This window comes from Kordiimonas lipolytica (genome assembly GCF_042651265.1).
Classification (GTDB): Bacteria; Pseudomonadota; Alphaproteobacteria; order Sphingomonadales; family Kordiimonadaceae; genus Kordiimonas; species Kordiimonas lipolytica.
Genome location: NZ_JBHSCR010000002.1, coordinates 23,425 through 41,890 on the forward strand (window position 1 = coordinate 23,425; position 18,466 = coordinate 41,890).

The 18,466-nt window shown below is 57.2% G+C and carries 17 protein-coding genes; 6 read left to right on the forward strand and 11 right to left on the reverse strand.

Features of this window, described 5'->3' with window-relative positions:
- Positions 1-14 precede the first annotated feature (14 nt).
- From nagZ to ACFO5Q_RS03665, 4 genes are read right to left on the reverse strand one after another with little or no spacing between them, the layout of a single operon-like run.
- A complete protein-coding gene (gene nagZ, locus ACFO5Q_RS03650; RefSeq protein ID WP_068147689.1) occupies positions 15-1,022 on the reverse strand; it encodes a beta-N-acetylhexosaminidase in 1,008 nt (335 codons plus the stop codon).
- Positions 1,023-1,034: 12 nt separating this feature from the next.
- Entirely contained in the window at positions 1,035-1,817 is a 783-nt protein-coding gene (locus tag ACFO5Q_RS03655) for an SPOR domain-containing protein (RefSeq protein WP_068147686.1), read from the reverse strand.
- Positions 1,818-3,569, reverse strand: a complete 1,752-nt coding sequence (argS, locus tag ACFO5Q_RS03660; RefSeq protein WP_068147683.1) for an arginine--tRNA ligase — start codon at positions 3,567-3,569, stop codon at positions 1,818-1,820. It lies immediately after the preceding gene.
- Complete coding sequence (locus ACFO5Q_RS03665; protein ID WP_068147679.1) at positions 3,566-4,777, reverse strand: deoxyguanosinetriphosphate triphosphohydrolase; 1,212 nt, start codon at positions 4,775-4,777, stop codon at positions 3,566-3,568. The genes argS and ACFO5Q_RS03665 overlap by 4 nt, the downstream gene beginning before the upstream one ends.
- Positions 4,778-5,005: 228 nt before the next feature.
- Between ACFO5Q_RS03665 and ACFO5Q_RS03670 the strand changes: the two genes are divergently transcribed.
- The 4 genes from ACFO5Q_RS03670 to ACFO5Q_RS03685 all read left to right on the forward strand — a co-directional run bounded on the left by ACFO5Q_RS03670 (position 5,006) and on the right by ACFO5Q_RS03685 (position 8,525).
- Complete coding sequence (locus ACFO5Q_RS03670) at positions 5,006-5,545, forward strand: PAS domain-containing protein (RefSeq protein WP_068147676.1); 540 nt, start codon at positions 5,006-5,008, stop codon at positions 5,543-5,545.
- A gap of 111 nt (positions 5,546-5,656) precedes the next feature.
- Positions 5,657-5,998, forward strand: coding sequence for an iron-sulfur cluster insertion protein ErpA (gene erpA / locus ACFO5Q_RS03675; protein ID WP_068147672.1), 342 nt, complete (start codon positions 5,657-5,659; stop codon positions 5,996-5,998).
- 11 nt (positions 5,999-6,009) lie between these two features.
- Positions 6,010-6,795 (forward strand): exodeoxyribonuclease III, encoded by a 786-nt coding sequence (gene xth / locus ACFO5Q_RS03680; RefSeq protein ID WP_068147668.1) that lies wholly within the window; start codon positions 6,010-6,012, stop codon positions 6,793-6,795.
- Between the two features lie 140 nt (positions 6,796-6,935).
- Positions 6,936-8,525, forward strand: coding sequence for an ABC-F family ATP-binding cassette domain-containing protein (locus ACFO5Q_RS03685; RefSeq protein WP_068147666.1), 1,590 nt, complete (start codon positions 6,936-6,938; stop codon positions 8,523-8,525).
- 6 nt (positions 8,526-8,531) lie between these two features.
- Here ACFO5Q_RS03685 and panD read toward each other — a convergent pair whose 3' ends face one another.
- The 4 genes from panD to ilvD all read right to left on the reverse strand — a co-directional run bounded on the left by panD (position 8,532) and on the right by ilvD (position 12,364).
- Positions 8,532-8,993, reverse strand: a complete 462-nt coding sequence (gene panD / locus ACFO5Q_RS03690; RefSeq protein ID WP_269448972.1) for an aspartate 1-decarboxylase — start codon at positions 8,991-8,993, stop codon at positions 8,532-8,534.
- 129 nt (positions 8,994-9,122) lie between these two features.
- Positions 9,123-9,962, reverse strand: coding sequence for a hypothetical protein (locus tag ACFO5Q_RS03695; RefSeq protein ID WP_068147663.1), 840 nt, complete (start codon positions 9,960-9,962; stop codon positions 9,123-9,125).
- 99 nt (positions 9,963-10,061) lie between these two features.
- Entirely contained in the window at positions 10,062-10,505 is a 444-nt protein-coding gene (locus tag ACFO5Q_RS03700; RefSeq protein WP_156431952.1) for an acetyltransferase, read from the reverse strand.
- A gap of 8 nt (positions 10,506-10,513) precedes the next feature.
- Positions 10,514-12,364 carry a dihydroxy-acid dehydratase gene (gene ilvD, locus ACFO5Q_RS03705; RefSeq protein WP_068147657.1) on the reverse strand — a complete coding sequence of 617 codons (1,851 nt, stop codon included), beginning with the start codon at positions 12,362-12,364 and terminating at the stop codon, positions 10,514-10,516.
- A gap of 195 nt (positions 12,365-12,559) precedes the next feature.
- Between ilvD and speB the strand changes: the two genes are divergently transcribed.
- On the forward strand, positions 12,560-13,462 hold the full coding sequence (gene speB, locus ACFO5Q_RS03710; protein WP_068147654.1) for an agmatinase: 903 nt from the start codon (positions 12,560-12,562) through the stop codon (positions 13,460-13,462).
- Positions 13,463-13,488: 26 nt separating this feature from the next.
- Here speB and ACFO5Q_RS03715 read toward each other — a convergent pair whose 3' ends face one another.
- The 3 genes from ACFO5Q_RS03715 to ACFO5Q_RS03725 all read right to left on the reverse strand — a co-directional run bounded on the left by ACFO5Q_RS03715 (position 13,489) and on the right by ACFO5Q_RS03725 (position 17,254).
- Complete coding sequence (locus ACFO5Q_RS03715; RefSeq protein ID WP_068147652.1) at positions 13,489-14,247, reverse strand: substrate-binding periplasmic protein; 759 nt, start codon at positions 14,245-14,247, stop codon at positions 13,489-13,491.
- 138 nt (positions 14,248-14,385) lie between these two features.
- A complete protein-coding gene (locus tag ACFO5Q_RS03720) occupies positions 14,386-17,040 on the reverse strand; it encodes a valine--tRNA ligase (RefSeq protein ID WP_068147650.1) in 2,655 nt (884 codons plus the stop codon).
- 16 nt (positions 17,041-17,056) lie between these two features.
- Positions 17,057-17,254, reverse strand: coding sequence for a hypothetical protein (locus ACFO5Q_RS03725; protein WP_156431951.1), 198 nt, complete (start codon positions 17,252-17,254; stop codon positions 17,057-17,059).
- A 111-nt stretch (positions 17,255-17,365) separates the two neighbouring features.
- On the opposite strand from ACFO5Q_RS03725, the gene ACFO5Q_RS03730 reads away from it, so the two are divergent.
- On the forward strand, positions 17,366-18,409 hold the full coding sequence (locus ACFO5Q_RS03730; protein WP_197421060.1) for a retropepsin-like aspartic protease: 1,044 nt from the start codon (positions 17,366-17,368) through the stop codon (positions 18,407-18,409).
- Positions 18,410-18,466 lie beyond the last annotated feature (57 nt).

Here is an 18,466-nt window from a genome sequence, read left to right on the forward strand (position 1 = left end):
TCCTCAGGTCTACTCTAAAATTTTTCCATCAGGGCATCATAGCGGCGGCGCAGATCTTCCCTGTCCGGGCGCGACGCCCTGTCTGCATCAGATATGAGGGTGGCGAGCCGTTTCTCAAGCTTTCCTGAGGCAACATGACAGGCTGATGCGATGGACCGCATCTCATCCATATCGCCGTTACAGTGCAGCACAAGATCGCATCCGGCGGCAAAGGCGCCGCGCGTGCGGTCCTCGAACGTGCCTTCAAGCGCCTTCATCGACAGGTCATCAGACATCAGAAGGCCGGTGAAACCCATTTTCATGCGGATAATGCGGCCGATCACCACACGCGACAGTGTCGCGCACTGTTTGGGATCGATATCCGTATATTTGATGTGGGCGGTCATGCCGAAGGGTGCGTCCGCAATCGCCTTGAAGGGCACGAAATCTGTATCGTCCATCTCCGCGACGCTGGCATCCACCACCGGCAACTCCAGATGGCTGTCGGCCCTGGCGCGGCCATGGCCCGGCAGGTGCTTGATCACAGGAAGTACGCCACCTTCCATAAGCGCGTCTACAACAATGCGCCCCATGGCGGCTACGAGGCCGGGGTCATTTGAAAAGGCCCTATCGCCAATGATTGGATCAGCATCGCCCTGACGCACATCCAGAACCGGCAGGCAGTCCACATTGATGCCCACGCGCCTGAGGTCGTCGGCGATCAGGCGGGTATTCAGGCGAAGGGCGCTCGCGGCTAGCGTCGGGTCTTTTTGGGCCATATCGCCAAAAACCGTCATCGGCGGATATTTGCGCCAATAAGGTTCCGAAAGGCGCTGCACGCGACCCCCTTCCTGATCCACCAGGATCGGCACCTTGTGACGGCCAACCGTCTGCTTCAAGTCCTTGATCAGGGCTGAAAGCTGGTCCGGGTCTTCGACATTGCGCTTGAAGATGATGAACCCGGCAGGCTTCACCTTGGCAAAAAAGGCCCGTTCCTCTTCAGTAAGCGACGGGCCGGCACAGCCGAAAATTGCGGGGATCATCAAAAAACTCTTTTACGGATTTACAACAATGCAGGCCTGCTGCTGTGCCCGAAGACCCAGGCAAACCTCATCGGCTGCGGCCCTGCTCTCAAGGGGCCCAACCCGCAAGCGGTAAAGTGTACGGTCGCCAGTGCGGACGGATTCGTAAACCGGGGACAGGCCTTCAAGTACCGCACGGTGCTTGCCGCGAATGGTACGCCACGCAGTCGCGGCGGATTCTTCGGAACCATAGGCACCCAACTGTACCTTAAAGGCACCTGCGGGCACCGCCGGCTCTTCTGCGGCGGGTTCTGGCTCAACGGCAGCTGGCGCCGCGGCTTGCTCAACTTGCTGGGCAACTTCCGCCGCGCGCTCCTCCGCTTCCGCTGCAATGCGTGCCTCGTCTTCGGCGTGGGCTTCGTCTTCAACCGCAGGCTCAGGGTCTGCGGGCAGTTCCTTCAGCGGCTCTTCCGGTTGGTCTGCAAGCGCCAGGCGGTCAGCGCCAGCGCCAGCGCCCTGGTCAAACACCTGCTTGTCCTGGTTTGGCACTTCCATGCCGCCCGGTTCTGCCGGCTTGGTCTTGATCGGTGTAGTTTCGGCCACCACGCGGCGTGGCGGCCCGTCAGGCGAGCTATCGTAAAGATAAAGAAGCACAAGCACGAACAGCACAACCACGCTGAGCGCGGCAACTGCCGTGATCACCAGCGTTTTCCTGCCCTCAAAGAAGCCTGCCGCTTCTTCTTCCTCAGGGACCGGTTGAAGCCATGGTGGGACGTCCTTGTCGGCGCCCTGTCCTGCTTGATCTTTCTCGCTCATTTACCGCATTTCCTCCATTGGCGTTACGCCCAGCACGCCGAGGCCGCTGGCAATCACCAACGCCACAGAGCGCACCAGCGCCATCCGCGCCTTTGTCAGCGCCTCGTTACCCTCTATGATAAAGCGCAAGTCAGGATTGTCATTCCCCTTATTCCAGAAAGTATGGAATTCGGAGGCCAGATCATACAGGAAAAAGGCAATACGGTGCGGTTCATGCGCTTCAGCGGCGCTTTCAACCATGCGTGGCCAGGCGGCACATTGCTTGATCATGGCGATCTCGCTGTCGTCGGCCAGCAGGCTAAGGTCTGCGTTCATCAGGCTGGTGTCAGACGCGTCAAGGCCCGGGAAAGCATCCTGCGCCTTGGCCAGCACCGAACAAATCCGGGCATGGGCATACTGCACATAAAAGACCGGGTTGTCCTTTGATTGCTCCATCACCTTCTTGAAGTCGAAATCCAGATGCGCGTCGTTCTTGCGGGTCAGCATGATGAAACGCGTCACGTCGCGGCCAACCTCGTCCACCACTTCGCGAAGCGTGATGAAATTGCCCGACCGCTTTGACATCTTGAACGGCTCACCGTCGCGGTACAGCTTCACCATCTGGCAAAGCCGCACATCCAGCGTACCGTCTTCCGACAGCGCCTTAACAGCCGCCTGCATGCGCTTCACATAGCCGCCATGGTCAGCGCCCAGGATATCGATCATCTGCTTGTAACCACGGACATACTTGTCGTGGTGGTAAGCAATATCGGCGGCAAAATAGGTATATTCACCTGTGGATTTCTGCAGCGGACGATCCACATCGTCGCCAAAATCGGTCGCCCGGAACAGGGTTTGCTCGCGCTCTTCCCAATCTTCCGGCTTCTTGCCTTTCGGCGGCTCCAGCACGCCCTGATAAATATGGCCGCGGTCCTTAAGTACCTGGATCGCTTCGGGAATACGGCCGCTTTCATGAAGCGTGCGTTCTGAGAAGAAAGTCTCATGCTCCACGCCAAGTGCGGCCAAGTCTTCCCGGATCAGGTTCATCATCTCGCCTGAAGCGTCGACCTTGAACTGGGCAAGCCATTCTTCTTCCGGTGCATCCAGATATTGGTCACCGTATTTTTCCTTCAGCATCTGTCCCACAGGGATCAGGTAGTCGCCGGGGTATAGGCCTTCGGGGATTTCACCGATGTCGCGGCCATGGGCTTCCTGGTACCGAAGGTGCGCAGACCGCGCCAGCGTGTCGATCTGGCTACCGGCATCGTTGATGTAATATTCCTTGGTAACATCATAGCCGGCCTTGATCAGCAGGTTCGCGAGCGCATCGCCGAATACGGCACCGCGTACGTGCCCCACATGCATTGGCCCCGTTGGGTTTGCGGACACATATTCCACATTCACCCGCTCGCCGCCGCCCATTGTGCTGTTGCCATAGCCGACACCAACCTTCAGTATCTCATCTACCTGGCCCTGCCAGAAGCTTTTGGAAATCCGCAGGTTGATGAAACCCGGTCCTGCAATGTCCACGCTTTCAACAGCATCAAGGGCTTCAAGGGCCGGTGCCAGAAGGCCCGCGATCTCGCGCGGGTTCTTGCCTGCCTGCTTCGACAGCACGAGGGCCGCGTTGGTGGCGATATCGCCGTGGCTTGCATCGCGCGGCGGTTCTACGGCCACATTGGATGTGTCCAATTCAGCCGGCAGGTCGCCCTTGGCAGAAAGATCAGCCAGGACCGCATCAATCGCGGTCCGAAACTCAGTAAAAACATTCATAGTGATACTCGGTTCAAATCAAATAGTTTGGCGTGCTCGCGGAAGGCGAAGCGGTCGGTCATGCCAGCGATAAAGTCGGCGACGACCCGGGCCGTTTCCGGCGTTCCTGCGCCCTGCGCACGCTCGTTCCATTCAGTAGGCAAACATTCGGGTTCGGAGATATACAGATCAAAGAGGTCTGTCACCACCCTTTTTGCCTTACTAGCCATACGGTTAACCAGATAGTGGCGATACATGCGTTCAAACAGGAAGGCTTTCAGTTCCTTCACCGCCTCACCCATATCCTTGCCAAAGGCAATCGTGGGCTGGCCCGCATTCCGGATATCGTCCGGGGTTGTAGGCGCCAGCTTTTCAATGCGACGCCCGCTTTCCACCATCATATCCGCCACCATCCGGTTGATCATTCGTCGGACAAGCTCGTGGATCATCACATCCTTCGGCGCGTTCGGATAGGTCCATTTCACTTCGTCCAGAACCTGGGCGACCACAGGGATCTTCTTCAGTTCGTCGAATTCGAACAGGCCTGCGCGCAGGCCGTCATCCAGGTCGTGGGAGGAGTAGGCGATATCGTCCGCAAGCGCCGCAATCTGCGCTTCTGCAGACGCATAGGTGTGCAGCTCAAGGTCATTTTCCGGCAGATAGTCACGGAAGCCGAACGACAGGTCAGCGGGCGGATTCTTGTAATCAATCGGCGCATCAACAAGCGGGCCGTTATGTTTCGCAAGCCCTTCAAGGGTTTCCCAGGTCAGGTTCAGACCTTCAAAGGACGCATAGCGGTGCTCAAGCCGCGTCAGCAGCCTGAGCGCCTGGGCGTTATGGTCAAACCCGTCGTAATTCTTCATGCAGTCGTTCAGCACGGTTTCGCCAACATGCCCGAAAGGCGGGTGGCCAAGATCATGCGCAAGCGCAAGCGCCTCGCCCAGATCTTCATTCAGGTGCATGGACCGGCAGACGGACCGTGCAATCTGCGCCACCTCAAGCGAATGTGTCAGGCGCGTCCGGAAATGGTCGCCCTCGTGGTATACGAATACCTGAGTCTTGTGCTTCAACCGGCGGAAACTTGAAGAATGGATCACCCGGTCGCGGTCACGCTGGTAGCAGCTCCGATTCGGCGTTTCAGGCTCCTTGAAGACACGGCCACGGCTTTCTGAAGGACGGCAGGCATAAGGGGCCAGGGTATCTTCATAGCGCGGCAAACTATCGTACATGTCTCTCTCCTTGGGCTCAGCCTAACTAGGGTCAGGTGGGCTGAATGCGTAGCTGGTTTGGGGCACATTATCTCCGCCCCCCACGAAGGGCAACTCTTTACTATTTAAATGCCCGCGCTTTGCCCGGATTGCCAACCTCAGCCGGCCGGAATGTTGCATTTGCATAATGGTTAACAAATAGTTAACTGATTCCTTGCCGGTTAAGGCTTTTTTAATTATTATATCCTGATGATTGAAAACGCCGACAATATTGGCGAAAGCCAGACAGCGTTTGATGCCAGGTTCCAGCAGGACCTTCTGGACCATTGGCGCGAAATCCAGCACAACCGAAAATATCCTGACAAGCGCGAGTTCCGACCCCAGAAATTTCCCAAATTCCTGCCTCAGCTTGCGATTGTCTCCATCAATGGAACGGAAAAATTCGATGACAGGCTGACCGGCGCGACGGTGTCTGAGGTCTTGCGGCTTAAGGGTAACCATGACCGGCTTGTGTCGCCCCCTGACGGCGCTGTGAAAAGCATCATCCACAACATGCTGTCACAGGCATCAAAAGCAAAGGGACCGGTCTATTTTCGTGGCAACTTCCAGCCGGCGGACAGCCCGACCATTCCCTTTACCGCCCTTGTGCTGCCCTTCTCCCACAACGGCGACGAAGATGTTCTGGATACGCTGATGCTGGCCTTCGATTTCAGCAAGAAACAAAAGCTTGAGCTGACTTTTCCGCCAAGCGAACCTGCTACCAAACAGCCACAGGAATCTCCAGCCTGAAGCCGTTCCGATCCCGCGATGCCAATAATATCGCGGACGTGAATTGACCATTGGGCCTATGGTCCCTACATATGGGGGCAAGATAGACCCATAACCTGATGGCGAAACAGCATGACCGATAGTCAGCCCCCTGTAGGGCTCAGTGAAAAAGCCGCAGCGCGCGTAAAAGCGCTGATTGAACAGCAAGGCAACCCGAACCTGAAGCTCAGACTGACGATTTCGGGCGGCGGCTGTAGCGGGTTTCAGTACGGCTTTGATTTCGATGAAGAGCAGAAAGACGATGATATCGTGGTGGAACGCGACGGCGTTACCATGCTCGTTGACCCCATGTCGCTGCTTTATATCTCGGGCGCGGAAGTTGACTTTGTCGAAGACCTTGTCGGCGCTTCATTCCAGGTGAAGAACCCGAACGCCACGGCCTCCTGCGGCTGTGGTTCCTCCTTCTCGATCTAGGGCTTACCCACATGAAAATTGCCAGCTTCAACATCAATGGCGTCAAGGCGCGCCTGCCCCGGCTGCTTGAATGGCTTGATGAATTCAGCCCCGATGTGGCCTGCCTGCAGGAGATAAAGAGCGTGGATGAAAATTTCCCGCGCCTAGAGATTGAAGAAAAGGGCTGGCATGTCGAAACGCACGGTCAGAAAAGCTTCAACGGGGTGGCGCTGATCTCAAAGCACCCGATTGAGGACATCCGGCGCGGCCTCCCTGCCCTTGACGGTGGTGAGGAAAAGGAAGACGAACAAGCCCGCTATATTGAAGCCACGATCAAGGGCGTGCGTGTGGCCTCCATTTACCTGCCGAACGGCAACCCGCAACCTGGCCCCAAGTTCGACTATAAGCTCAAATGGATGGACCGGCTGATCGCCCACGCAGAACACCTGCTGGAGCGTGAAATGCCGATTGTGCTGGCTGGCGACTATAACGTCATCCCGACAGACGAGGATTGCCACAATCCCGCAGCCTGGGTTGATGACGCCCTTACCCAGCCTGAAAGCCGCGCCAAGCTTCGCACGCTTTGGAACCTTGGCTATCTGGATGCCCTGAGGCAGATCAAGCCCAAGGGTGAGGCCTATACTTTCTGGGATTACCAGCGCGGCGCATGGCAAAAAGACCACGGCATCCGCATCGACCACCTGCTGCTGTCACCGCAAGCTGCCGACATCCTGCGCGACTGCCAGGTGGACCGCCAGCCCCGCGGCAAGGAACAGCCAAGCGACCACACCCCCATCTGGGTCCAGCTTGATGCTTGACTTGTAACCCGGCGCCAGAGTACCTACATAGCCAGAAGGCGGCGATTGGCAGCCAAGACTTGAATCAAAGCGAGAAGAGAAATGAACAAGACCCTGAAAACATTGAAATAATTCCTATCAATGCCTTTTCAGGAGATGTCATGTCTCATTTTATCACGCTCGATCAGCTGGGCTACCAGCTGCCAGACGGCACCCCACTATTTAAAGAACTGACCCTCAGCTTCACCAAAGGTCGCACAGGCCTTGTAGGCGCGAACGGTGTTGGCAAATCCACATTGCTCCGGCTGGTTAAAGGGGCGCTGCAGCCGTCCCACGGCCATATTACCGTGAGCGGGAAGCTGGCGCTTCTGCAGCAGCAAGTGAATGTCAGCCCCGGCCGGACGGTTGCCGATAGCCTCGGCCTGACCGAACAGCTGGAAATCACCAACCGGATGCTCAGCGGCAAAGGCTCGCTCGAGGATGCCGAGAAGGCTGACTGGAGCCTGCCCGCACGCCTTGAGCAGGGACTAGCAGCCGTTGGATTGCCTGATCTTGATCCATGGCGAATGCTCAGTACGCTTTCCGGCGGCCAGCGCACGCGACTCCGTCTCGCCGGGCTAATTGTGTCAGAGCCCGATATTCTCCTGATGGACGAACCAACCAATGACCTGGACAGAGAAGGCCGTCAGATACTGTATGAGTTCCTGGCCGCATGGCACGGACCTGCCCTGATCGTCAGCCATGACCGAATGCTTCTGGATCAAATGGACGCCATTGCCGCCCTGTCAGCCAACGGCATATCCCTCTATGGCGGGAACTATAGCTTCTATAAAGTGAAGCAGGACGAAGAGCGCGCCCTTGCCGAGCGTAGGCTGGAAGCCGCGAAATCCAATCTTTCCCAGGCGCAGAAACGATCTGCCGCAGAGGCCGAAAAGAAAGCCAGGCGCGATGCCAAGGGGCGAAAGTCTCGCACTACAGGTAGCCAGCCAAAAATGCTCCTGAACGCCATGAAGGAACGGGCGGAAACCAGCGGCGGCAAATCAGGCGCCCGGTCTGATGCACTGGAACAGAAGATGAAGTCTGCAGTTGATGAGGCTGCAGCAGACCTGAACAAACGAACGCCGGTCAAGATTGATCTTCCACTCTCTGGGCTGCATGCGGGCCAACATATCCTGTCACTTCAGGATGTCTCCTGGGCGCCAGAAGGCAGAGAACCCGTGCTGGACAACGTGTCGCTTGATATCTTGGGGCCGGAGCGGCTTGCCCTCACGGGCCCAAACGGGAGCGGTAAATCCAGCCTGCTTCACCTCATTGCCGGCTCGCTTCAGCCCACAAGCGGCACCATCAAACTGGCAGACATTCATGTCGCCTTTGTCGATCAGACTATGAGCTTCCTTGATTGCGATCAAAGTGTCGCCCGAAACATGGAACGGCTGAACCCGGCACTGACACAAAATCAAATCCACGCTGCCCTTGCCCGGTTCGGTTTCCGCGCTGACGCAGCGATCCGAAGGGTCTTGACCTTAAGCGGGGGCGAGATGTTACGCGCTGGCCTAGCCTGCATTTTTGCCGGTCAGCCACCGCAGCTGTTGATTTTGGATGAACCCACAAACCATCTGGACTTGGATACGGTGGAGATGCTGGAAGCTGCGCTTCTAGCCCATGATGGGGCTATCATCGTGGTCAGCCATGACCAAGCTTTCCTGAAAGCCATCAAGCCAACAAGAAAGATCTCGCTCATGGATAACTGAGATACCTCAGGCGTCTACTGTTTCGTATTTTTCGAATTCGCGATTGGCAGCCGGGTTCCCAAGGCTTTCAAGGCTTGGGGTGACATATTCGTCGGTAGCCACAATGCGGTTTTTGGCGTCCACATGCACCGCGCGCGAAATACGGCCCGGCAGCTGGTTCGCGGGCACAGCCTCGTACCCCATGATGATCGCCAGATCACCCTTTGAAAACTGGTGTGCCGCAGCGCCGTTCAGGCAAATGACGCCGGAACCTTCCGTGCCTTCGATCACATAGGTCTGGATGCGTTCGCCGTTCGTGATATTGACCACATCCACAAGCGTGTGCGGCAGAATGCCGGACGCCCGCAACAACACAGGGTCCACGGTGATGGAACCGACATAGTCAAGGTCTGCGCCGGTCACTGTTACGCGGTGCAGCTTGCCGTACATGAACTGGCGCAGCGCGCCATCAAGGCTTGGTTGTGTCACTGTCTCGACCCTCTGAAATACAGTAAGGATGCGGATATGGCGCACAGACGCCCGCGGGTCAAGCCTCCTGGCACAAAAAAGCCGGGGGAAACCCCGGCTTTCGCTAACTTTACGGTCAAACCCTCAAGCCTATTCGAACACTTTCTGTTCGTTTTCGGCCATGCAGATACGGTAGCGAATACCGTGCGCAGTGCCGATGGCAATCGCCACCACAAGGCCCAGCACGACATTAAGCGCCTGCATCAACACCATGCTGCCTGCGAGGCCCGCCAGAGTGACCGGCACCAGCACAATGGCGTATAAGAGAACCAAGACAATGGCGAAGTCCACCGTATGCGGATGGGACATACCTTCCTTGTCAGAGCGCAGCGCCGTTTGTGTAAGATTCGCGGAGAACAGCGAATAAACAACACAGCTGACAATCACCACGATGATATTGTTCATCAATGTGGCACGCGTCGATTCCGCCAAATCCGCGCCTGCCGCTGCCTGTTCCGCGAAACTTGGGCCAAGACCCAGCGCCGCGAAGACCATAATGATAACGATGCTGACAATCACCAGAAGAATGCCGATAAAGAAGAACTTGAGGCTGTTCACGCCAGCAGCGCCCATGGCTTCCCCGAATGAGCCGAAACGGGCCCCTTCCTTGCCGTAAGCACCAACGCGAACGCCGACATTGAAAAGATGCGATGTCGCCAAAAGCATCAGGATGCCAAAAATCAAGGCAATCAAGAACAGGGACCCCATCGCCCCGATATGCTCAGCCATCGCATTCGGGTCGCCTGTCCCCTGCTGCGCGATTTCCTGGAAGGCCTGCAACAACGATGCATCAACCACAAAAATGAGAGCGCCAATGAAAAGCGCAACAACGCCTACAAGCAGGCCGATTGCTTTCAAATAGGGCGCAGGTGCAGAAAGCGGCATCTTGAGCGCGTGGCTAACGATCTGGATAATCGGTAATTTGGTCATGGTGTCCCCCAACATATGAAATAGTTATGGAAACATTAACCTGTGACGGCGAAACAGCAACTGTCTTTTTAAATGATGACCTAAGGCCCCATAGAAAAATCAGGCTTCTCGCCGCCACTCCAGATGAACGATAGGGAATGGGCGGCCTGCATCGTCCACGGGATCACGGCGGACATCCTTGAAGCCGCACGCCTTGTAGAATGCATGAGCCTGAGGCTGCTGTTCATTCACCTGAACGGTGACTGTTTCGAACTGCTCCTTGACCCTTGCAATGAATTGCTTGCCAATGCCCTGCCCGTGTGCCGCGGGGTCAACAAAAAGCGCGTCGATGTTATTATCGGTGCAGCCCATGAAGCCCTGCGGCTGGTCTGCCGCGTCCACAAACACGGTAAAGTCGGCGTTTGGCAGATACTGGTTCTTCACCACATCGGCGATCTCTGCCAGGTCGGTCTTGCTCAGGAAATGGTGCGTGGCAACGACGGCCGCGTGCCAAATGTCAAAAAGGCGGGTGTGATCTTCTGCCCGCGCCTGACGGAAAGTCATAATAAGTCCTATTCAAAAGCAGATACATCCCGAACGGCGCCCTTGCTAGCAGATGTCGCCATCGCTGCATAGGCCTTCAGGGCTTTTGAAACTTTCCGCGCGCGCGGCTTGGCCGGCTTCCAGGCATCCGCGCCTTTCGCATCCATGGCTTTGCGGCGGGTGGCGAGCTCCTCGTCAGATACCATCACATTGATCGACCGGTTCGGGATATCGATCTCGATTGTATCGCCCTCTTCCACGAGGCCAATGGCGCCACCTTCCGCGGCTTCAGGGCTTGCGTGCCCGATAGAGAGGCCCGATGTGCCGCCCGAGAAGCGCCCGTCGGTCAAGAGCGCGCAGTCTTTACCGAGCCCCATGGACTTGAGGTAACTGGTGGGATAGAGCATTTCCTGCATCCCCGGACCACCACGCGGGCCTTCATAGCGAATGATCACCACATCCCCCTTGACCACCTCGCCCGCGAGGATGGCTTCAACAGACGCATCCTGGCTTTCGAAAATACGCGCGCGACCGGTGAATTTGAGGATGCTTTCGTCCACGCCTGCTGTCTTAACAATGCAGCCTTCCTCGGCAATATTGCCGTACAGCACCGCAAGCCCGCCATCCTGGCTGTAAGCGTGCTCTTTCGCCCGGATACAGCCGCCTTCACGGTCCAGGTCCAGCGCGTCATACCGGTTGGACTGGCTGAAAGCCACTTGTGTTGGCACGCCGCCCGGGGCTGCCTTGAAGAAATGATGCAGGTCGCCGTCGTTCGAGACGCGCACGTCATAGCGGGCCAGCGCCTCGCCCATGGTGGCGGTGTGCACTGTGGTGCAATCGGTGTTGATCAGCCCGGCACGCCCGAGTTCCCCGAGGATGCTGAAAATCCCGCCTGCGCGGTGCACATCCTGAATGTGATATTTATTGGTCGCCGGTGCGACCTTGCATAGGTTCGGCACCTTCCGCGAAAGCCGGTCGATATCTTCCATGGTGAAATCAAGTTCAGCCTCTTGTGCGGCGGCCAGGATATGCAGCACCGTGTTGGTGGACCCACCCATGGCGATATCAAGCGCCATGGCGTTTTCAAACGCCCCGAAGTTGGCGACATTACGCGGCAGCACGCTTTCGTCCCCGCCCCCATAGTAGCGCTTGGAAATATCCACAATCAGCCGGGCCGCCGTCAGGAACAGTTCCTTCCGGTCTGCGTGGGTCGCCAGCGTCGTGCCGTTCCCCGGCAGGCTGAGCCCCAAGGCTTCTGTCAGGCAGTTCATGCTGTTCGCAGTGAACATGCCTGAGCAGGAGCCACATGTCGGACAGGCGGATCGTTCGACCGCGGCCACCTGCTCATCCGACACATTGGGGTCAGCTGCCTGAACCATGGCATCCACCAGGTCCAACTTGTGGGTTTCCCCACCATAGTCCGCCTCGCCCGCTTCCATCGGGCCGCCGGATACGAATACAGCCGGGATATTGAGCCGGAGAGCCGCCATCAGCATGCCCGGCGTGATCTTGTCACAGTTGGAGATACATACCAGCGCATCGGCACAGTGGGCATTGGCCATATATTCCACGCTGTCGGCGATAATCTCGCGGCTTGGCAGGCTATAGAGCATGCCGTCATGGCCCATGGCGATGCCGTCGTCCACAGCAATGGTGTTGAATTCCTTGGCCACCCCGCCTGCGGCCTCGATCTCGCGCGCTACCATCTGCCCCAGGTCCTTCAGGTGCACGTGCCCCGGCACGAACTGCGTGAAGCTGTTGACCACGGCGATGATCGGCTTCTTGAAGTCGTCATCCTTCATGCCGGTTGCGCGCCACAATGCGCGGGCGCCCGCCATGTTGCGGCCATGGGTTGATGTGCGGGAACGATACTGGGCCATCAGGCTCTCCACTCACTGTCGGGCAACGCCCGATCTCAACTTAGAATCTGTGCGCGACTTTAGCCGTGCACCCCCGCACTGTCGATAATAAATGAAAAGCAAATTGTTATTTTTTGAATTTTAATTGCGCCTAATTCGATTGCACGGCAACCGACAGCACCGTATGAAGGAAGCAGTCAACCAAGGAGTTTAGCCATGTCTGAGGGCATGATGGAGCCGTATGTCGGCTTGATCACTTTTTTCCGTCAGCCTGCTGCCCAATCGGCAGAAGGCCTTGATATCGCCGTTATGGGCGTGCCGTTTGATCTTGCCACCACTGGCCGGTCCGGCTCCCGCTTTGGCCCACGTGCCGTGCGCGAAATGTCGCTCACCATGGCGGAGTTCCCTTGGGGCGTCTGGCCGTGGGACTTCCATTTCCGCGACCGCTTCAAGGTGGCTGACCTTGGCGATGTATCTGGCTTTACAGCCTATACCGACCGGCTGATGCCAGCTGTTGAAGCAAAGGCTGACGAAGTGCTGGCGACTGGGTCTTCCCTCCTGACCATCGGCGGTGACCATTCCATCAGCTATCCGCTCCTTCGCGCCCACGCCCGCAAGCACGGCCCGCTCGCGCTCATTCATTTTGATGCCCATTCCGACACATGGACGGACGAGGATCTCAATCACGGCACCATGTTTTATCATGCGATTAAAGAAGGCATCATCGTGCCTGAAAACTCGATCCAGATGGGCATGCGCACACCAAACCCCGATAGCCATGGCATGATGGTGATTGATGGCAACGAATGCCTGCGCACACCAGCCGAGGAACTCGCGCAGAAAATCCGGGAGCGGGTTGGCAACCGCCCGGCCTACCTGACATTCGACATCGATTTTCTTGACCCAAGCGTTGCTCCGGCGACCGGTACGCCTGTCGTGGGCGGGCCTGACTGCGCTTATGCTCGGGACGTGCTACGAGCCATTGCAGGCCTCAATATCGTGGGGGGTGACCAGGTTGAAGTTGCGCCGCACTATGAAGGCCCGGCACAGATCACGGCACTTGCAGGCGCAACCATCGCGGCCGACATCCTATATCTGATCGGCCTCGCTCGCGGTTAATTTTTAAGAAAAGGGGCGGGTTCGCTTCAGTCGTGCAGCTCAAACCCGTATCGGGACATGAGCGCACCGTCTGCGTGAAGCCGGTCAATCTCTCGATCCAGATAAGCAACCAGCTTGTTGGCCTCAACAGAAGGCCAGCAGGCTATGCTTTCCCCCAATGTCAGCAGCGAAAAGCGCTTGTCAGCCGGGAAGCCGTCCAGGCCTGCGCGGGTGAAATACTGCCGTGCATCAATGGAATAGGCAACGGTGACATCCACGCGGCCCGCGGCCAGAAGTTCAAACGCTTCATCCACCGTCTTGGTGTAAAGCATGTCTTTGGCAAACGGCAGCGTGCGCTGCGCGATGGTGCTGACATGAATGCCTTCGTCGCCAGCGATCAGCTTGCCCTCAAGGGCGCTCCAGCCTGAAGGGGCTGCCATTCCGGGTCGGCTATAGGCGCGCATGAACAAACGGTTGAAGGGCCTGGAGGCTGTCAGCGTATCAAGGGGCACGCCATTCTGGATGTAGAAGGTCTTGTCGCTGGTCGCCATATACATGCAGTCCACCTGCTTCTCGAAGAAGGACCGCGCCAACCGCTTGACCGGCAGCATCACCAGATCGGTCTTGACCGGCGCCTTGGCGACAACATCAGCATAGAAATCGTTATAGGGGCCGCCCTTGCCGGGCTCGAATACCTTGGGGATTGCGGCGCCCGCCATCACGAGCTTCACCTCTTCCGCCTGCACGGAATCTGGCGCGCAAATAAGCGCGCACGACAACATGAATGATGCCAGAAAAGGCCGCATACAGTCCCCAATTTCCCTTAATCCCGCAGCCCTTATACACAAAACTGACGGAAACACAATGGCGTGGGGGTTTGTAGTGCCCTGGTCAACAAAAAAGGGGCTGTGAAGCCCCTTCCCTGATCTTTATGCGATGTGGCGTTAGCCCAGACGCGTGAGCGCAGCTTTGACCTTCTCGATCTGGCCTTCAAGATCCAAAAGCTGTTCTTTGGCCTCTGCCACAACATGCTCTGGCGCCTTGGCCACAAAGCCCTGGTTGTTCAACCGACCCTTCAAGGAACCGGCCTCTTTCGAGAGCTTCTCAAGGTTCTTCTCAAGCCGGGCCTTTTCTGCGTCGAGGTCCATCAGGTCTGCAAGCGGCAGGTACACAGTCGCCTCGTCCACCACCAGTTGGGCCGATCCCTTGCTTTCAGCCGCATCAACCGCTTCGGCCTTTTCAAGGCGCGCAAGGCGGCAGATCATGTCCTGGAAGCTTTCAAGCCGCGCCTTCGTGGCCTCAGAGGCGCCAACCACCAGCGCTGTTGCCTTCGCACCCGCAGGCACATTCATTTCTGATCGCGTGGAGCGGATTTCGGAAATGAATTTGATCGCCCAGTTGACTTCCTCATCCGCGCCGTCTGCGGCCACGGCAATGGTGGGCCACTGGGCCAGGATCAGGTCATAGGGGCGATCGTCGCGCGTGGCGTGCCAAAGTTCTTCGGTGATGAACGGCATGAAGGGGTGCAAGAGCACCAGAATCTGGTCCAGCACCCAACCAGCAACGCGGCGTGTCTCTTCCTTGGCGGCCTCATCTTCACCCCAGAAAACAGGCTTGATCAGCTCCACATACCAGTCACAGAAGGTGCCCCAGGTGAAGTGATAGATGGCATCGGCGCTGTCGTTGAAGCGGAAGGCCTCAAGCGCCTTGGTGACACCCTCTGCCGCTTTCGCCACTTCTGCAATGATCCATTTGTTCACAGCAAGCGTTGCTTGCGGCGCTTCAACGGTGTCTGAGCCCGCAATGCCGTTCATTTCGCAGAAGCGCGCGGCGTTCCAAAGCTTGGTGCCGAAGTTGCGGTAGCCTTCCACCCGTTTCTCGGACATCTTGATGTCGCGGCCCTGGGCTTCCATGGCGATCAGCGTGAAGCGAAGCGCGTCTGCGCCGTATTTTTCAACGAACTCCAGGGGGTCAATCACATTGCCCTTGGATTTGGACATCTTGGCGCCCTTCTCGTCGCGCACCAGCGCGTGGATGTAAACATCCTTGAACGGCACCTCGCCCATAAAGTGAATGCCGGACATCATCATGCGGGCAACCCAGAAGAAGATGATGTCAAACCCCGTGATCAGCGTGGTGTTCGGATAGTATTTCTTCACGGTGTCCAGGGCGGCGTCCTCGTGCCCGGTCCAGCCGAGCGTGCTGTATGGCCACATGGCGGAGGAGAACCAGGTGTCGAGAACATCCGTGTCCTGCGTCAGCGTGACATCGTCGCCCAGCTTGGCCTTGGCGGCCTCATAAGCTGCCTCTTCAGTTTCTTCAACGAACACCGTGCCGTCAGGCGCGTACCATGCCGGGATGCGATGCCCCCACCACAGCTGGCGAGACACGCACCATGGCTGGATGTTGCGCATCCATTCAAAATAGGTCTTTTCCCAGTTCTTCGGGATGAATTTGGTTTTGCCGGTTTCAACCGCTTCGATAGCCGGCTTCGCCAGCGTCTCGGCGTCCACATACCACTGCTCGGTCAGCCACGGCTCGATCACCACGCCGCCACGGTCGCCATACGGCACCATGTGGCGGTGCGGCTTAACCTTCACAAGGAAGCCTGCGGCGTCCATGTCAGCCACGATGGCCTTGCGGGCCTCGAAGCGGTCCATGCCGCGGTATTTCTCTGGCGCGTTGTCGTTGATGCAGGCGTTCTCATCGAAGATGTTGATCATCTCCAGATCGTGGCGCTTGCCGATTTCAAAGTCATTGAAGTCGTGCGCAGGCGTAACCTTGAGGGCACCTGTGCCCTGCTCGGGGTCTGCGTGCTCATCACCCACAATGCGGATCAGGCGCCCCACAAGCGGCAGCTTGACGAACTTGCCGATCAGATCCTTATAGCGCTCGTCCTCTGGATGCACCGCAACCGCCGTGTCGCCCAGCATGGTTTCGGGCCGCGTGGTCGCGATCTCGATGAAACGGCCTTCTTCACCGTCGATCGGGTAATGGAAATGCCAGAAGTTGCCATCAACTTCCTTCTGCTCCACCTCAAGATCGGAAATCGCGGTCTTCAGCTTCGGGTCCCAGTTCACAAGGCGCTGGGACTTGTACAAGAGCCCTTCTTTATAAAGCTGAACAAACTTGGCGATCACGGCCTTAGAGCGCGGCTCGTCCATGGTGAAAGCTTCGCGAGACCAGTCGCACGACGCACCAAGACGCCTGAGTTGCCCCGTGATGGTGCCGCCGGATTCCGCTTTCCATTTCCACACGCGCTCCAGGAAAGCCTCACGGCCGATTTCCTGGCGGGTGGGGCCGCCTTCGGCATCCATCTGGCGCTCAACAACCATCTGGGTTGCGATGCCGGCATGGTCGGTGCCCGGCTGCCACAGCACGTCCTTGCCGCGCAGGCGCTCAAAACGGATCAGAGTGTCCTGCAGGCTGTTATCCAGCGCATGACCCATGTGGAGGCTGCCTGTCACATTCGGCGGAGGCATGACGATGACATAAGGTTCAGCATCAGCGCGCTGGCCGCACTTGAATGCGCCAGACGTTTCCCAATGTTCATACCATTTGCCTTCAATATCCGCCGGGGAATAGGTCTTATCCAACATTTCAAAAAATCCGTTATTATCCGGGATGATTGCGCATCATTCGCGCTGCATCCGTTTTCTTTCCTAAAAACAGCGCCGCACAATGCACAAAAATGGGCGAAAACGAAACCCTCAATCCGCCGAAATCATATGTTTTTTGCTCTTTTGCGCCCGATATGTCCCAAATTTGCGACGGCAATTTGTCGCGTCCGGTTCCGCTATAGCTTTGGTTCATCTTTAATTCCCGCGTGGAATCCGGTAGGCTTCTGAAATGATTGGGTTTTATCAGGCAAGATACAGAGGGTACCTGACAGGTTGTGTGATCGCTTTCCTGGCTCTTGCGCTAATGCCAGTCACATCCTTACATGCCGCCCCGCCCATCACAGAGAAGCCCGCAGCAGAAGAAGCTTCGCAAGAAGAGGCTGACCCCGATGTGCTTGCCCGCCTGCCCATTGAAATCATCAACAACCGGGTTCATGTCACGCTTAAGGTTAAAGGCACGCCAGTACAGATGCTGCTGGACACCGGTGCCTCCACCAGCGTGCTGTTCAAAAACCCCGGCTTTTCGGATGAAACCATCAAGGCGGGTGAAGCCACCGATATCAGTTTCCCGGCCTTCCGCGCCGCCACCAAGGGATACCGGCTTTCAGAAGTTGACTTCACAGCCGGGGATTTCCGCTTCACCAGCCATAACACGCTCTTTATCGAGAACCGCGATGAGATATCAGGCGACCTGAGCTTCCGGATTGAAGGCATCCTGGGGCGCGACTTCTTCGACGCCTATATCGTGGAGGTGATCCCGTCACAAAAAACCATGGCCTTGATCCGGCACGGTTCCAAGTTGGGCGATCGGTTCAAATACCGCCACCAGCTTTATATGGACGGCCGAACGCCCTACCTTCTGCACCGGTCCCGCCTGCCATGGGAAAAACGTCCGACAGTCAAAAAGCTCTTGATGGACACCGGCTATCCGGGCGGGATCGTGCTGTGGGACGATAGGCACTTCACGCAGGCAACCAACCCTACTGAGCGGGAACAGTTCAAGGCTGAAAACAAGGGTGTGATCTATTATGGCATTATCAAGTTCGGACGGCTGATCTTCAAGAATATCCCCATTTTCATTGGCCCGAATGCGCCAACGAAAACCGATGAAAGAGAAGGCATTATCGGGGCCAGCATGTTCCTGCCCTTCCGCTATGCCATAGATCTGGAGCGCAACAGCCTGTGGCTGAACCCACGTGTTCGTTCTTTTGGTGACGCTTACCAGATCAGCAATGAGGTGATCTACACGCCTGGCAACGAGGGGTTTGTGGTCAAGGACTTCTCACCGCGCATCGGCATCACACCAACGATTGTCCTCAAGCGCGACACAGAGGTCGTGCCCGACTGAGGCTCAGGCAAAAGGCATCGGCCAAGAAAAAGGGCGCCTGAAAGCGCCCCGGAATGC

Coding starts and splice junctions, on each gene's coding strand:
- nagZ (WP_068147689.1), bottom strand. CDS start 1,022: ATGATCCCCGCAATTTTCGGCTGTGCCGGCCCGTCGCTTACTGAAGAG.
- ACFO5Q_RS03655 (WP_068147686.1), bottom strand. CDS start 1,817: ATGAGCGAGAAAGATCAAGCAGGACAGGGCGCCGACAAGGACGTCCCA.
- argS (WP_068147683.1), bottom strand. CDS start 3,569: ATGAATGTTTTTACTGAGTTTCGGACCGCGATTGATGCGGTCCTGGCT.
- ACFO5Q_RS03665 (WP_068147679.1), bottom strand. CDS start 4,777: ATGTACGATAGTTTGCCGCGCTATGAAGATACCCTGGCCCCTTATGCC.
- ACFO5Q_RS03670 (WP_068147676.1), top strand. CDS start 5,006: ATGATTGAAAACGCCGACAATATTGGCGAAAGCCAGACAGCGTTTGAT.
- erpA (WP_068147672.1), top strand. CDS start 5,657: ATGACCGATAGTCAGCCCCCTGTAGGGCTCAGTGAAAAAGCCGCAGCG.
- xth (WP_068147668.1), top strand. CDS start 6,010: ATGAAAATTGCCAGCTTCAACATCAATGGCGTCAAGGCGCGCCTGCCC.
- ACFO5Q_RS03685 (WP_068147666.1), top strand. CDS start 6,936: ATGTCTCATTTTATCACGCTCGATCAGCTGGGCTACCAGCTGCCAGAC.
- ACFO5Q_RS03695 (WP_068147663.1), bottom strand. CDS start 9,962: ATGACCAAATTACCGATTATCCAGATCGTTAGCCACGCGCTCAAGATG.
- ACFO5Q_RS03700 (WP_156431952.1), bottom strand. CDS start 10,505: ATGACTTTCCGTCAGGCGCGGGCAGAAGATCACACCCGCCTTTTTGAC.
- ilvD (WP_068147657.1), bottom strand. CDS start 12,364: ATGGCCCAGTATCGTTCCCGCACATCAACCCATGGCCGCAACATGGCG.
- speB (WP_068147654.1), top strand. CDS start 12,560: ATGTCTGAGGGCATGATGGAGCCGTATGTCGGCTTGATCACTTTTTTC.
- ACFO5Q_RS03715 (WP_068147652.1), bottom strand. CDS start 14,247: ATGCGGCCTTTTCTGGCATCATTCATGTTGTCGTGCGCGCTTATTTGC.
- ACFO5Q_RS03720 (WP_068147650.1), bottom strand. CDS start 17,040: ATGTTGGATAAGACCTATTCCCCGGCGGATATTGAAGGCAAATGGTAT.
- ACFO5Q_RS03725 (WP_156431951.1), bottom strand. CDS start 17,254: ATGAACCAAAGCTATAGCGGAACCGGACGCGACAAATTGCCGTCGCAA.
- ACFO5Q_RS03730 (WP_197421060.1), top strand. CDS start 17,366: ATGCCAGTCACATCCTTACATGCCGCCCCGCCCATCACAGAGAAGCCC.